The following is a 14781-nucleotide window of genomic DNA, read 5'->3' as shown; positions in this document are numbered from 1 at the left end:
AAAGCAAGCGTTAGGTTATAAATTATTCTTCAAGAAGCATAGTTTCTTTTTGTGGCACAGGAATTTGCACAGTAAAAACAGTGCCTTCATTCAGTTCTGAATTTACAGTTATTTCTCCTCTAAACTCTTTTACAATTTTATAAACAGTTGTAAGTCCAAGTCCAGTTCCGTCTGCTTTTGTTGTGTAGTAAGGCTCAAAAATTCTTGAGCAAGTCGCTTCGTCCATTCCGCATCCGTTATCTGCAATTGTGAGTATATAATGATCATTTTTTATAAAAGAATTTACAGCGAGCTTTCCGTTGTTTTTTTTGCTAGAAAGAATTGCAGCTTTTGCATTTTGCACAATGTTTATAAAAATTTCTCTGAAAAGTTTTTCATCAATTAAGAGCCTGTTTCCTTCTCCTTGCAAATTTACAGAAACTTCTATTCCGCAGTTTTCAAATTCTGGCATGAAAAAATTTATTGATTTTTCTATTATTGAGTCAGGATCAGAAAGAGTCATGTTTACTTTTAAAGGGCGCACTGCAAACAAAAAATCCATTACGATTTTATTCAAGTTTTCGATTTCTTCATTCACGACGGAAAGATATTTTTCCATGAATTTTTCATCAGGAAGCTGACCGTCGCCTTCCCTGCATTTTTTTATTGATTTTTGCAAAAGCTGAATATGAATGCTTATTGCGCCAAGCGGATTTTTTATTTCATGTGCAACTGATGCGGCAAGATTTGTCAGGCTTTTTAAACTTTCCATTCTGTGCATTAAAATTTCCTGCTGACGTTTTGCAGTTATGTCTTCAATAAAAATAATTGTTCCTGCGATTTTTCCATCACGCACAAGAGGCAAAATTGAAACAACGATGAACCTTGCTTTATCATCCGCGGAAACTATAGAAAATTCTTCACTTGTATTTGTGTTTTGTTCCTGCGCGCAAAAGGAAATAAAATTTGAAACTTCCTCATCCGCTATAAGATTCCAAACAGGTTCTGATTTTATTTGATGAAGATGAAAAAAATGAAGATAACGTTTTGCAGATTTGTTTATTTTTGTTATGTACCAATTTTTATCAACGATTACAAGTCCTGAAGGAATGCTTTGAATTATTGAATCATATATTTCATTTTCTTCACGGACTGTATTCAAAAGACGTTCAAGCTGTTCATCAGAAAGCTTTGTGATTTTTTCAGATGCCTTTTCAACGAAATCTGTCATTTAAATTTTCCTCAAAAAAATCAAGCTAATTTTTTTAGAATGCCGTCATTCATGTAATTTATATGCATTAAATTTCTTGCAAGCTCTTCAAGGCAGGCTGATGGATTCTGATTAAAAATTTCAACATTATTTAATGAAGTTCTAAGCAGTTTTAAAATCATAAAAGAAACTTCTGAACCTGCAGCAGAGGATTTTAATTTTTCTTGAGATTCAATAATTCCGCAGATAAAAATTTTAAAAAGAATTCTTGGTTCAAATGAAGCGCAAGTTGAAATTATTTTTGGAATATCAGGAACGTGTCCTTGAGCTACGTTATTGAAAAAGTCAGCTGCGCAAGATTTTACAAGCTCAGGGTTTACTGTTAAAAATGACTGCAAGAATTCCGTTATGCTACAAAATTCTTTTTCATTATTGAAAACAGGCTCATAGTGAAAAATTCTATTTATGACATTTTTCTGCTGTTCTGGCGAGCGTTCAAAAAAATTGTAAGTGCGGACTCTTGAAAGAATTGTCGGAAGCATTGCGCCTCGTTTTGTAGTTGTAAGTATAAATACTACATCTTCTGGAGGCTCTTCAAGAATTTTAAGCAAAGCATTCCTTGCGCTGTCTGCCATTAAATCTGCATTTTCAATAACCAGAACTTTTCTTCCATTGCTCGAGCTTAAGTGCGCCCAGGAAGAAAAATTCCTTATCTGCAAAACAGGAAGTGAACTGTATAAAAAACTGTTTTCAAGTTTTATGCAATCTTTTTCAATTGAGTCTAAAATTTTTTTTAACTCTTCGTCATCTGGAAGAATTCTTCCTGGCTGAATTTTTTCAAGTCCCTCTTCTATATTTTGTAAAAGTGGAGAAAATTTTTGAAGCTTGTCATCTCCGTCCCAAAGCACAGAATTGAACTTTGAAATAAGTTTTCTTACTGCGCGTAAATAAAGATACCTTGAAGCCTCAAGATGTTTTGTGTTTTGAATATTTTGACTTATTAAAGTTTTTTTCGCTGCAGCAATTTCCAACGTTCGGTTTCCAGCACCGCAAATAAGAAGATTTTGACTTACCATAGCTTTGTGTTGCCGGCAGTTTGAACAAGTGCAATTCCATTCGCCAGAATTTGCGCATGAAAGAACTCTTGCAGTTTCCAAAGCACAGGAAAGTTTTCCAGAAGATGAAGGTCCTGAAAACAGGATTGAATTTGGAAAGCGTTTTTTTTCAATGTCTTCTTGCAATAATTTTGTCGCGCTTTGGTTCAAAATATTTTCAAACATTTTTAATTTCCTTGGATTTGTTCAAGTGGAATGGCAAGCGGAACTGATGAATTTTTTTCAACTGCTTTTGTAAGGCTTTCAAGCGGAATTGAAATAACTGGACTTAGCACTTTTGAAAAAAAACTTTCATTGAGAATTGAATCAACCTTAAACCAAGGCTGAGCTTTCATTAAAATTAAAACAACTCCAACAATTGCAAGTCCTTCCAAAAATCCAAAAACAAAGCCTAAAAATCTATCCAGATCTTTGAAAATTTCACCGCCAAAAATATTTTTTATTGCAGTCTGAAGAATTTTCATAACTATAAATGCAATTATAAAAATCAGCAAAAAAGAAAGCACAACAGAAACTAAATGAATTTTCAAATGCTTTTCAATTGGAGAAACCAGCCGTCCGTAAAAAAGAATTGCAACCCAAATACTTACAACTGGAGCTGCTTTTCCGAACACTTCATTTAAAAATCCGTTTATTGCTCCAATAATTGCAAACGTCAAAACAACAAGCAAAAAAACAATATCGATTGCGGGGAACATCATATTTTTATCTGCTCCAAAATCAGATTTGCTATAATTTCAGAAGGCTTTTTTTCTTTGCAAATGGACTTGCAGCTTTCAGCAAATTTATTTCTAGTTTCTGAATTTTTCATTTCAGATAATGCATCAAGAAGATTTTCTTTTGTAGCATCTTTTCCTGTTAAAGCAATGGCAGCACCTCTGTTTGCAAAATATTCTGCATTGTCAACTTGATCGCCTCTTGTTCCTGCACCGCACAAAGGAATTAAAATCATCGGCTTTGAACAAACGGCGCATTCCCATAAAGAATTTGCTCCAGCTCTGGAAATTATTATATCCGCGGATTGAATTACAGAAACCATTTCATTAAAAATAAATTCGTAAGGCTTGTAGTTGTCATCGCCAAAAGCCATAATGTCATGATTTTCCTGTGCAAATTTTTTTCCAGTTTGATGAACGACTATGAAATCTTTTTTAAGTTCATCAAGGCATTCAATCACAAGATTATTTATCTGGTTTGCGCCAAGGCTTCCGCCTAAAATTAAAAGAATATTTTTTTTGCAACCATTATCTATGCCAAGAAATTTTTTTCCAGCTTCTGAACTGTCATTGTAAAATGCCGGACGAACTGGATTTCCTGTAACGATGCATTTTTTCTTTTGAAAATCATTGAAATATTTTTTTGTTTCCTCATATGAAATTAAAATTTTAGAAGCTTTTTTGCTGTTGATTCGTGTTGCAAGTCCCGGAGTAAAATCGCACTCGTGAGTAAAATACGGAATCTTTAAAAGAGCAGCGGCGGCGCACAGAGGTACACTTACAAATCCGCCTTTTGAAAAAAGAAAATCCGGCTTTATTTTTTTTAGAATAAAAAATGATTTTATAAATCCTGCGAATATTTTAAAAAAGTCTGTGAAATTTTTCAGCGAAAAATAACGCCTAAGCTTTCCACATGGGATTCCATGAAAACAAGAAATGCTTCCACCTAATGACAAAAGATTTTTTTCAATTATTGCAGAATCCATTCCCTTGGAATTTCCAATCCAGTGAATTTCTATTTCAGTTGATTCATTGGAAAACTTTTTCAGTTCATCAGCAATGGCAATTCCCGGGTATATGTGTCCGCCTGTTCCGCCGCCTGCAAAAGCGATTACAATTTTTTTCTTAGACATTTTTTTATTTTTTTTTCATCAGCTTCATAAGCTCTTCATTTTTGAAAAGCGACGCATATCCACGCGCGCTCATCCCCATGCTGTCCTTTATGTCTGGATCTGCGCCGGAATCCAAAAGCAGTTTTACAATTTTTGAATTTCCGTTTCCAACTGCAAGCACAAGAATAGACTGCCCGTCTGAACTCATTGTGCTCAAGTCCGCGCCATGATCTATAAGAAGTTTTGCAATTTCGTAGTTTTTCCGCCAGACAGCATCCATCACAGGAGAATATCCTCTGTCTTCGGAAACTTCATTTATGTCCGCGCCTTTTTCAAGTAGAAGCTCAAGCATTTCCTTGTTGTCATTTCTTGTTGCGACACACAAAAGCGGAACTCCTTGCAATGTTTTTGAATTCACGTCTATTCCAGAATTCAAAATTGATTTGCAAATTTCAGTTTTTTCTTTTTCAAGATAAAATTCAAAACTGTCCGCGTTGCATGTAATTCCTTGCTCCAAAAGTGAATTTCTATTTGCGCGTTTTAAACTGTCTGATTTTATTTCATCGATATTTTTTTCAAGCCATTTAAAAAGCTCGTTTTCAGAATAGAAATTTTTTAAAGATGATTTTTCATTTTCAAAAGGAAATAACTCGCTGTATTTTTTTTCTTCATCTAAAGCAAGAACTTGTATTTTTTTTCCATAGCAAAAGCCAAATGCCCAAGACAAAAGCAGCGCAGAATTTTCAGAATTAGAAAAAAACAAAAAACCGTCAAAAATTGAAATTTTCTCAAAAATGTCTTTTAAATTTTTTTCATATTGATTTAAAACAATTTTTTCAGAATCGCATTTATTTGAAGTAAAAAAAATTTCAGCTCGGTTTGCATTTTCTTCCTGAGCCGTCTGAGCAACAATCAACCATTTCATTCTTAAATTATAGCTTAGCTTTGTTCAAAAGTCTATTGCCTTAAAATTTCATTTTGAAAAAAAAATAATTTTCTCTCTTGACAAAAAAGCACATCAGATATACGTTTCTACTAACAGAAACAAAATAGACAGGAGCTTTTTATGAATGAAAACGAAAATCTTGGTGAAAAACGTGTTCTTGAAACTTCAGAGAAAAAAGGACTTCAAATCCGCGACTTGATTCTAGTTGCAGTTTTGCTTGCGGCCGGAGCGGTTCTAAAATTTTTTGTAGGCTCGCTCATTAACATCGGCGGAATGAAACCAAACTTTATTATCGCAATGTACTGCATGGCGATTGCATTGATTAACGCAAATGTAGCAGCGGCGGCGGTAATCGGAATTCTTGCAGGCGCAATCTGCCAGTTCTTTCCGGGAACTCCGTACTTGAACTTTGCAAGCGAATTTGCGGGCGCAATCGTGATGTCGCTTCTGATAAAAATTCCGCTTCCTAAGCTTGGAAAAATCGATTTCAAACCAGCAGTCGCAACTTTGTTCAGCACATTCGTGAGCGGCGGACTTTACACAGTTCTGCTGATTTTTGCTCTCCGCGCAGACAAGGCGACACTTGCGGCTTACATTCCGATTGTTCTTTGCACGGCCTGCATTAACGCGGTTCTTGTCCAGCTGCTTTATATTCCGCTGAAAATGACTTTGAAATAACAATCGGTGGCAAAATGATAAGCATAGAAAATTTAAGCTTTGCGTATAGCGGAAGTTCAGTTCCTGTGTTGAAAAATATTTCAATGGAAATTCAAGACGGCGATTTTGTCGGAATAATCGGAGCGTCTGGAGCCGGAAAAACAACACTCAGCTGCGCGATAAACGGAATCATTCCGCACCACTACAAAGGCGAATATTACGGAAAAGTCTGCGTAAACGGAAAAGATGTTTTTGAAAACGATCCGTGCAGCATTGCGCTTGAAGTCGGAAGCGTTTTTCAGGACATCGACAGCCAGATGACTTGCTCCATTGTTGAAGATGAAATTCTTTTCGGACTTGAAAATTTTGGAATCCCAAAAGACGAAATCGAAAGCCGGCTTGAGTGGGCGTTGAAAGAAACCGGAATTGAAAATCTCCGCAGCCGGGAAATTTCCGGACTGAGCGGCGGACAAAAACAGAAAACCGCAGTTGCCGCAATTCTCGCGCTGAAGCCTAAAATTCTTGTGCTTGACGAGCCGACCGGCGAACTTGACCCGGCATCCAGCAGAAACATTTTTAGAATTCTAAAAGACCTGAATGAATCTTACGGAATGACAATTATTGTAATAGAACAAAAAATCATGCTGCTTTGTGAATTTGCCAAAAAACTTGCCGTGATTGACAAAGGCTCTTTAAAGTCTTTTGGAAATATCCGCGATGTTCTAAAAAATTCCAGCGAGCTTGCTTTGCTTGGCGTAAATTATCCGCGCGCAGTTGATTTTTACAAAAGCCTTCTTTCACGCAAAATGATAACGCCGGAAAAAGAAATTTGCATTGACACAAAAGAAGCCGTTTCGCTTGCAGGAGGACTTTTATGATTGAATGCGATTCAGTCCGATTCGGCTACGGAAAAACAAAAGATGCCGAGCTTATTCACGGAATTTCACTTTCAATAAAAGATGGAGAATTTGTTGCGCTCACAGGAGAGAACGGAGCCGGAAAGTCAACATTCAGCAAACTTCTTGCAGGAATTTTAAAGCCTTCCGACGGAAAAATCAGCGTAAACGGAATCGACACAAAAAAAGCGAAAAACAGCGTGCTTGCAAAAAACACAGGCTTTCTTTTTCAGAATCCTGACCGCCAGCTTTGCACTTACACAGTCCGGGACGAAATTGCATTCGGGCAGAAAGCTTTGAAAACAGGAACTGAAGAGGAAATTTCTAAGCGCACAGAAAAAATTATCGGGCGATTTGGATTCAATCCGGATGAAGCACCATTTTCACTTAGCCGAGGACAAAGGCAGCGGCTTGCATTGGCTTCAATTATTGCAGTCGAACCGAAAGTCATGATTCTTGACGAGCCGACAACCGGGCTTGACTACAAGGAATGCATGGAAATCATGAGCGCAGTAAAAGAGCTGAACCAAAACGGAACAACAGTAATTATGGTTTGCCACGACATGGAGCTTGTTCTTGACTTCGCACAGCGGATGATTGTTCTTGCAAACGGAAAAATCGAGGCGGACGGAAAAACTCTTGAAATAATGCGCAGCAAAGAAATCTTGCAAAAAGCTAGCCTTCTTCCTCCGCAGATTATTCAGATTGCGCTTGAGCTTGAAGAAAAATTTCCGGGCAGATTCAATTTTGAAAACGTCCGCACAGCAGATGAGCTTGCCGCAAAAATTCAGGAGGCAATAAAATGAAAGGACTTGTCGATTACGTTCCGGGAACTTCTGTTTTCCACAAAATGAATCCAGTTTCAAAGCTGATTTTTTCAATGGCGGTTTGCGCATCATGCTTTATTTCCTCGTCCGCTGAAATTCTGGTTCTGCTTCTTGCCGTTGACATTGCGACGGGAATTCTCTGCGGAATTTCAGCAAGGACATTCAGGCTTTTGAAAGGGCTTGTTAAAATTTCAGTTTTCCTTTTTATTCTTCAGATTTTGATAATAAGAAGCGGCAATGTTGTTTACCAGATTTCATTTTTGAAAATAACAGATGCCGGGCTTGCAACCTCGCTGAATCTTGTGCTTAAACTTTGCGGCGCAACTCTTCCGCTTGCCCTGATGCTTTCTGTTACGAAACTTGCCGACCTTTCAAACGCGCTTGTTGAAAAACTTCACGTTCCGTACAAATACGCATTTACATTGACAACCGCAATCCGTTTTATTCCGGTTTTTGCGCAGGAAATGGAAGGAATTCAGGAAGCTCAGACTTCACGCGGAATCCAGCTGGACACAAAAAATCCGCTGAAAAAACTTGCGCTGATTTTGCCTTTGTGCGCTCCCCTTTTGGTTTCTTCTGTGAGAAAAACAAGCGGAACGGCAATTGCGGCTGACTTGCGCGGCTTCAAACTGCGGACATCCGGCTGCTGCCTAAAAAAATATCCATATAAAGCGCGGGACTTTGTGTGCTTTGCCGTGTCATTTTTACTGATTGCGGTGAGTATCTTGGGAAACTTTATAAAATGAATTTTTTTTTAGAAATTTTGTAGTTTCTGCTTGACCAACAAAAGTAATTCAGATATATTCTATTTCGTTGATTGCATGGTGCCTGTAGTTCAGGGGTAGAGCGCCAGATTGTGGATCTGGTTGTCGTGGGTTCAAATCCCACCAGGCACCCGGATTCCAACGTGGAGCCGTGCAGCAGGACGCGTTCGTAGCTCAACTGGATAGAGCAGTGGACTTCGAATCCGAAGGTTGCACGTTCGAGCCGTGTCGGACGCATAAAATCGGGCGATTAGCTCAGCTGGTAGAGCAACAGACTCTTAATCTGTGGGTCGGGAGTTCGATCCTCCCATCGCTCAAAGGATTTTGAAACACTCTGTGTAGGTCAAAAAATTCACGCGAGAGTGGTGAAATTGGCAGACACGCTAGACTTAGGATCTAGTGCCCTAGGCGTGAGGGTTCAAGTCCCTCCTTTCGCATATTTTTAATCTTCTTTTTAGTTGAAAAGAAATTAATACAAAACGCAGAGGTTTTGCGGAAATGGCTCAATGGTAGAGCGCGACCTTGCCAAGGTCGATGTTGCGGGTTCGATTCCCGTTTTCCGCTCTTACATTATTAAAAGCAGTGCTGGATTCAGTTGCTGCGACGCAATTTGCGGAAATGGCTCAATGGTAGAGCGCGACCTTGCCAAGGTCGATGTTGCGGGTTCGATTCCCGTTTTCCGCTCGACGACGAAGCGATTTGGATTTTTTCTGAATCGCTTTTTTATTTAGGGCTTATAAATCCCTAAAAACGGCTGTGTCAAGGATTAAAATGAAGCGTGCCTTGACCCGGTGTATTTTATAATCGAGAGGTTCCCACGTGAAGGTAACAAAGGAAATTTCCAAACTTGAAAATTCAGCAGTAAAACTCACTGCCACAATTGCAAAAGAAGATGTTGTTTCTGGATACAACAAAAACATTTCTAAATACGCAAAAAATGTTCAGCTTCCAGGATTCCGCAAAGGTCATGTTCCTGTAAAAGTTCTTGAACAAAAGTATGGAGATTCCCTAAAGCAGGAAGTTCTCGCAGATCTTATCGATGAATCTTTGAACCAGATTTTCGCAGAGGAAGAATCAAAAGACATCCGTCCTCTTCCCTACACTCAGCCACGTCTTGACGGCGACAAGCTTCCAGAATTCAGCACAGACAAAGATTTGACTTTTTCTGTTGTTTATGACGTTTTCCCTTCTGTTGAAGTAAAAGATTTTTCAAAAATTGAAGTAAAAGAGCCTCAGGTTGAAATTGGCGAAAAAGAACTCAATGAAGAATTGAAAGCTATTCAGGAAAGAAACGCTGTTGTAATCGATAAAAAAGAAGGCGAGCCTGTTGAAAAAGACAATATTGTTACAATCGACTACAAAGAGCTTGATGACTCTGGAGCTGCAATTCAAGGAAGCGAGCGCGAAGGCTTTGTTTTCACTGTTGGAACAGGTGAGAATATCTACAAGATTGATGACGAAATCATTGGCATGAAAAAGGATGAGACAAAGGAAATCTCTAAGACTTATGATGCTAAAGATGAAAACAAAGATCTTGCCGGAAAAACAAAGAAAATCAGCGTAACTGTAAAAGCTATAAAACTCCGCAATCTTCCAGCTCTTGATGACGAGCTTGCGCAGGATGTAAGCGAAAAATACAAAACACTTGATGATCTTAAAAAAGATATTTCTAAAGGTCTTGAAAGCGCAAAAAATAGAAAAATTTCAGAACTTAAATCGCAGAGTCTTCTTGAGCAGCTTGTAGAAAAAAATCCGATTGTGCTTCCAAAGTCAATGGTTCAGGCAGAAATGGAAAGCCGCTGGAGAATGATGGCGCAGCAGTTCCAGACAACACCAGAGCAGCTTGAAAAAATGATTTCAGCTTCTGGACAGTCAAAAGAAAATATGCTCACACAGTGGACTGGAGATGCTGAAAAAATGCTCAAAAGCCGCCTGATTGTTGATGCTCTTATCCGTGAGAAAAATATTGCGGTTACTCCAGAAGAAGTTGAAGCAGAATTCGCAAAAATTGCAGATGAATCAGGCTCAACTCTTGATGAAGTAAAAGAGCACTACAAAGATGCACGTGCAAAAGAATATATTATTGATGAAATAAAAGAAAACAAGCTTTACGATGAGCTTTACAAACAGGTGAAAGTTTCAAAAGGCGACAAAGTTGACTTTGCGGATCTTTTTAAAAACAATCGCTAGTTTATAAAATTTCTGACGATAAGAAAAAAACGGAGTGTTGCCCATTCCGTTTTTTTTGTTTACACTATTCATCAGAGGAAAATTTAATGAATGAATTTATGAATACTCTTGTTCCGACTGTCATTGAAAGAAGCGGAAACGGAGAGCGTGCCTATGACTTGTATTCAAGGCTTTTAAAGGACAGAATAATTTTTGTGGATGGAGAAATCCGCGATGAAACAGCAGATTTGATTGTGGCGCAAATTCTCTATCTAGAAAGCGAAAATCCAGAAAAAGACATAAGCATGTATATAAACAGCCCTGGCGGTTCAGTTACAGCAGGACTTGCAATTTACGATACTATGCAATATGTAAGATGCGATATTCAGACTATTTGCATGGGACAGGCAGCAAGCATGGGTGCAATTATTCTTGCCGGCGGAACAATCGGAAAAAGATACGCTCTTCCTTCTAGCCGTGTGATGATTCATCAGCCTTGGGGCGGAACTCAAGGCCAGGAAAGCGACATTGCGATTCAGGCAAAGGAAATCGGACGCTTAAAAAAACTTAGCATAAAATATCTTTCCATGCAGACAGGAAAAAAAGAAGAAGAAATCGCAGTTGATATGGAGCGTGATTTTTATATGCCAGCAGAAGATGCAAAAAATTATGGAATAATTGACCATATAATGAACAGCGCGAAAAAAGGAGTTCAATAATGGCCAGATTAGGCAGAAACAATCAGCCGGTATGCGCATTTTGCGGTCGTCCTGCTGATGAACATAGAAGAGTTGTAAGTTCCCCAGATGACATGATTTATATCTGCGAGCATTGTGTTGCAACTTGCCAGACGATTTTAAACAATGAAGCCCACACAATCGCTCCAATCGACATGAGCGCAATTCCTTCTCCAAAAGAATTCAAATCGTATCTTGACCAGTACGTTATCGGTCAGGATTATGCGAAAAAAGTTCTTTCCGTGGCAGTATACAATCATTACAAGCAGCTTTCGATTTCAAGAGAACAGCAGCTTACAATGGATGTGAAAATTGAAAAATCGAACATTCTTCTTTTAGGGCCAACTGGCTCGGGAAAAACACTTCTTGCAAAAACACTTGCGCAGAAACTGAATGTTCCATTTGCAATTGCGGATGCCACTACCCTTACTGAAGCCGGATACGTTGGCGAAGACGTTGAAAATGTTCTTTTAAAGCTCATCAATGCGGCGGATGGAGATATTGCAGCAGCAGAACGAGGAATCATTTTTATTGACGAAATAGACAAAATCGGAAGGAAAAGTGAAAACACTTCAATTACACGCGATGTTTCTGGTGAAGGCGTTCAGCAGGCGCTTTTAAAGATTCTTGAAGGAACACATGCTTCAGTTCCTCCTCAGGGCGGCAGAAAACACCCGAATCAGGAAATGATTGATATTGATACCACAAATATTCTGTTTATTTGCGGCGGAGCTTTTGTTGGACTTGACAAAATAATTGAGCAGCGTCTTTCAACTGCTTCAATAGGATTCGGAGCGGAAGGCACTCACAGAACAAATGAAGAGCGAATGGAGCTTTTGAATCAAGTTACAAGCGATGACTTGGTAAAATTCGGTCTTATACCAGAACTTATCGGACGACTTCCAATGACCTGTGCTTTAAAGGAACTCAACAAGGAAGACTTAAAGAGAATTCTTGTAGAGCCAAAAAATGCAATAACAAAACAGTTTCAGGCTATTTTTGCGATAGACGATGTGGAGCTTTCTTTTGACGATGATGCGATTGACCAGATTGCAGAAATGGCAATAAGAAGCAAAACTGGAGCACGCGGACTAAGGGCAATTGTAGAGCACATTTTGCTTGACCTTATGTACGAAGTTCCGAGTGTAAAAGGCAAAAAGAAACTTGTAATCACAAAAGATATTGTAAATCAAAAAGAACTTCCAACTGCGGAATCCCTTTTGATTGAACAAAAAACAGCTTAAAAAAATGAAAGGAGCTTTCAAATGCAACAGCTAACGGAAGCTCCTTTTTTATTTTAAAATACTTTTTATTATCTCCAAAGTTTCAAGCACACATTTTTCCCAAGAAAATCTTTTTGACCAGACAAGAGCACTTTCTGATATTTTTTTCCTAAAAACTTCGTCTGTTGTTATTTTTTCTATGCATGAAGCAAATTCTTCTATGTTATTGCTATCGAAGAAAAGCGCATTGTTCCCAGCAACTTCCGGAAGAGCTCCGGCTTTTGCACAGGCAACAGGAATTCCAGTCGCCATAGCTTCAAGAATAGGAAGCCCCGCCCCTTCATTCACAGAAGGAAAAACACAGGCCTCAGAATTTCTATATAACTCAGGAAAACTTTCATGCGGAAAATATCCGGTTATAAAAATGTCGCTCGCCGCAGAAGATTCAAATGCCGCCTTGTGAACTTCATCGCTGTAAGGTCCGTCGCTTCCGGCAATTACAAGTCTATGCGGCAAATTTGTTTTTTCCTTAAACAGCGAAAATGCTTTTATGAGCTCAATGTGCTTTTTTTCAGGACTTTGCATACGGCTTGCATAAATTATATAAGGCTTTTTTATTGCGAACGGCTTTATATCAGCAATTTCATTTTCAATTCCAAGAGAGTCAATCGGAAAAAAAATGCTGTGGTCGATTCCGTTGTGGACAATTTCTATTCGCCTGCATTTCAGTCCTAAACGCTCAAGATTTTTCTTTACGAACATGCTCGGAACAATTATGCAGTCAACATTTGAAAGTCCGGTTTTTATGTGCTTTTGCGCAAGCCAGTTTTCGTTTTTAAAAATATTTCCAGGAATGTCATTTATTATTGCAATGCCGGGAACTTTAAATTTTGAAGGAATAAGTCTAGCTCCAGCCGGAAAAACAACCGCATTGTATCCAGTTTTTTTTATAAATCGATTTGCAGACAAATAATGCCAAAGACGAATTGCTCCAGGAGTCGGTTTTATTCCAATGCTAGAAAAAGGAACATCGCGCTTTGCGTTATAAGTGTATCTGTCGATTTCTTCCCCGAACAGTTCAAAGTTGAATTCATTTTCAGCAGGAAGATTATTTATAAAAGACATAAGGTATGAGCCGAGCCCGGATTTACCGTGGTCGCAACCAAACGTATCAATTCCAATTTTCATATTTGCATAGTATATCACAAAACTTTAAAAATATGCTATATTTTGTTTATGAACAAATTTTTAGAACTAAAAGTTGACGAGTCAATTGTCGCAAAGCTTGAAGAAATCGGCATAAAAGAACCTACCGAGGTGCAGAAAAAAATAATTCCGCTTATTTCAGAAGGAAAAAATATAATGTTCCAAAGCGAAACTGGAACTGGAAAAACGTTCGCATATTTGCTGCCGCTGCTTAGCCGATTGAATTCCACAGAAAAAAGAATGGCGCGTCTTATGATTGCTTCCCCGACTTACGAACTTGCTTCCCAAATAAAAGTTCAAGTGCAGAAAATCAGCGGAATAAAATGCGCCTTGCTTATTGGCGGAGCACCAATTTCACGTCAAATCGAACTTTTAAAGGAAAAGCCAGAAATTGTAATTGGAGGGCCTGCACGGCTTCTTGAGCTGATTCATTTAAAAAAACTCAAGGCTGACGGAATTGAAACTCTTGTTCTTGATGAGGCTGACCGTCTTTTAAGTCCTGAACTTAGGGACAGCACAAAAGATCTTATGGAGCGTCTCCCAAAATCAGTTCAGCTTATAGGAAATTCCGCCACTGTAAGCAAATACACACGAGAAATTCTTCAGAAAGCAAGAAACGGAATTTTAAATGATGAAAAGGAAAACGCGATTCTTTTTGTTGCGCTTCCCATGGAAAATGTTCTTAGAAAGCAAATTTCGCATTGGGCAATTTTTGCAGAAAGAAGAGACAAAATCGACACGCTGAGAAGTTTTATAAATGCGGAAAAACCAAAAAAGCTTCTTGTTTTCACTTCAAAATCTGATCAAATTGAAAACATTGCTTCAAAACTAAGGTTTAAAAAAATCGACTGCGAAACTTTGTGCGGAAAAACGAACAAGGTTGACAGAAAATCGGCAATCGACAGATTCAGAAGCGGAAAAGCCAAAATTCTCATTACAACAGATCTTGCTTCTAGAGGACTTGACATAGAAGGCATAACTCACGTTGTTCAGATGGATTTGCCTGAAAAAGAAGATTTTTTTATTCACCGTGCAGGAAGAACTGCAAGAGCCGGAGCAACTGGAATAAACTGTGTAATCGGAGATGCCTGGGAAATGGAAAACTATGCCCGACTCGAGAAAAAACTGAAGATAAAAGTTTTTCCAAAAATGCTTTATAAAGGCAATGTTGTTGATCCAAATTCCTTTAATACTTGAGGCTCAAAGGCCATTTTGCTATAATAG

General features: G+C 38.4%; 14 protein-coding genes and 6 tRNA genes. 14 read left to right on the top strand and 6 right to left on the bottom strand.

The window, feature by feature from the left end; genetic code table 11:
* Positions 1 to 22: 22 nt before the first annotated feature.
* From B3209_RS01590 to B3209_RS01570, 5 genes are read right to left on the bottom strand one after another with little or no spacing between them, the layout of a single operon-like run.
* The gene (locus B3209_RS01590; RefSeq protein WP_296662763.1) at positions 23 to 1210 is read right to left on the bottom strand and encodes a two-component system sensor histidine kinase NtrB; all 1188 of its coding nucleotides are present in this window, start codon (positions 1208 to 1210) and stop codon (positions 23 to 25) included.
* Between the two features lie 20 nt (positions 1211 to 1230).
* On the bottom strand, positions 1231 to 2469 hold the full coding sequence (locus tag B3209_RS01585) for a DNA polymerase III (RefSeq protein WP_296662765.1): 1239 nt from the start codon (positions 2467 to 2469) through the stop codon (positions 1231 to 1233).
* 2 nt (positions 2470 to 2471) lie between these two features.
* Complete coding sequence (locus B3209_RS01580; RefSeq protein ID WP_296662766.1) at positions 2472 to 3005, bottom strand: CvpA family protein; 534 nt, start codon at positions 3003 to 3005, stop codon at positions 2472 to 2474.
* Positions 3002 to 4153 (bottom strand): undecaprenyldiphospho-muramoylpentapeptide beta-N-acetylglucosaminyltransferase, encoded by a 1152-nt coding sequence (murG, locus tag B3209_RS01575; RefSeq protein WP_296662767.1) that lies wholly within the window; start codon positions 4151 to 4153, stop codon positions 3002 to 3004. The genes B3209_RS01580 and murG overlap by 4 nt, the downstream gene beginning before the upstream one ends.
* Positions 4154 to 4157: 4 nt before the next feature.
* Positions 4158 to 5057 (bottom strand): ankyrin repeat domain-containing protein, encoded by a 900-nt coding sequence (locus tag B3209_RS01570; protein WP_296662769.1) that lies wholly within the window; start codon positions 5055 to 5057, stop codon positions 4158 to 4160.
* Between the two features lie 141 nt (positions 5058 to 5198).
* Here B3209_RS01570 and B3209_RS01565 point away from each other — a divergent pair, with 141 nt between their 5' ends.
* From B3209_RS01565 to clpX, 13 genes are all read left to right on the top strand, one after another.
* The gene (locus tag B3209_RS01565) at positions 5199 to 5756 is read left to right on the top strand and encodes a tryptophan transporter (RefSeq protein WP_296662773.1); all 558 of its coding nucleotides are present in this window, start codon (positions 5199 to 5201) and stop codon (positions 5754 to 5756) included.
* Positions 5757 to 5770: 14 nt separating this feature from the next.
* Positions 5771 to 6613 carry an energy-coupling factor ABC transporter ATP-binding protein gene (locus tag B3209_RS01560; protein ID WP_296662776.1) on the top strand — a complete coding sequence of 281 codons (843 nt, stop codon included), beginning with the start codon at positions 5771 to 5773 and terminating at the stop codon, positions 6611 to 6613.
* On the top strand, positions 6610 to 7437 hold the full coding sequence (locus B3209_RS01555) for an energy-coupling factor ABC transporter ATP-binding protein (RefSeq protein ID WP_296662779.1): 828 nt from the start codon (positions 6610 to 6612) through the stop codon (positions 7435 to 7437). Before B3209_RS01560 ends, B3209_RS01555 begins: the two co-directional genes overlap by 4 nt.
* Entirely contained in the window at positions 7434 to 8204 is a 771-nt protein-coding gene (locus B3209_RS01550) for an energy-coupling factor transporter transmembrane component T family protein (RefSeq protein WP_296662782.1), read from the top strand. The genes B3209_RS01555 and B3209_RS01550 overlap by 4 nt, the downstream gene beginning before the upstream one ends.
* Positions 8205 to 8282: 78 nt before the next feature.
* Positions 8283 to 8354: transfer RNA gene (locus tag B3209_RS01545), tRNA-His, on the top strand.
* A gap of 31 nt (positions 8355 to 8385) precedes the next feature.
* Positions 8386 to 8459 (top strand) — tRNA-Arg (locus B3209_RS01540).
* Between the two features lie 7 nt (positions 8460 to 8466).
* Positions 8467 to 8539, top strand: a tRNA-Lys gene (locus B3209_RS01535).
* Between the two features lie 39 nt (positions 8540 to 8578).
* Positions 8579 to 8659, top strand: a tRNA-Leu gene (locus tag B3209_RS01530).
* A 55-nt stretch (positions 8660 to 8714) separates the two neighbouring features.
* Positions 8715 to 8786, top strand: a tRNA-Gly gene (locus B3209_RS01525).
* A 48-nt stretch (positions 8787 to 8834) separates the two neighbouring features.
* Positions 8835 to 8906: transfer RNA gene (locus tag B3209_RS01520), tRNA-Gly, on the top strand.
* 135 nt (positions 8907 to 9041) lie between these two features.
* Entirely contained in the window at positions 9042 to 10412 is a 1371-nt protein-coding gene (tig, locus tag B3209_RS01515; RefSeq protein ID WP_296662516.1) for a trigger factor, read from the top strand.
* 86 nt (positions 10413 to 10498) lie between these two features.
* A complete protein-coding gene (clpP, locus tag B3209_RS01510; RefSeq protein WP_296662514.1) occupies positions 10499 to 11110 on the top strand; it encodes an ATP-dependent Clp endopeptidase proteolytic subunit ClpP in 612 nt (203 codons plus the stop codon).
* Positions 11110 to 12372: an ATP-dependent Clp protease ATP-binding subunit ClpX gene (clpX, locus tag B3209_RS01505; protein ID WP_296662512.1), complete on the top strand. Its 1263-nt coding sequence runs from the start codon at positions 11110 to 11112 to the stop codon at positions 12370 to 12372. The genes clpP and clpX overlap by 1 nt, the downstream gene beginning before the upstream one ends.
* Positions 12373 to 12420: 48 nt before the next feature.
* Here the strand turns inward: clpX and B3209_RS01500 are convergent, their stop codons facing one another.
* Positions 12421 to 13539, bottom strand: a complete 1119-nt coding sequence (locus tag B3209_RS01500; RefSeq protein WP_296662511.1) for a glycosyltransferase family 4 protein — start codon at positions 13537 to 13539, stop codon at positions 12421 to 12423.
* A 48-nt stretch (positions 13540 to 13587) separates the two neighbouring features.
* On the opposite strand from B3209_RS01500, the gene B3209_RS01495 reads away from it, so the two are divergent.
* A complete protein-coding gene (locus B3209_RS01495) occupies positions 13588 to 14754 on the top strand; it encodes a DEAD/DEAH box helicase (RefSeq protein WP_295799542.1) in 1167 nt (388 codons plus the stop codon).
* Positions 14755 to 14781: the final 27 nt, after the last annotated feature.

The sequence above is a fragment of the Treponema sp. UBA6852 genome (assembly GCA_002449305.1).
Lineage (GTDB): Bacteria > Spirochaetota > Spirochaetia > Treponematales > Treponemataceae > Treponema_D.
Note: the sequence above shows the minus strand (reverse complement) of the source record. Positions and strands in the feature narration are given on the sequence as shown.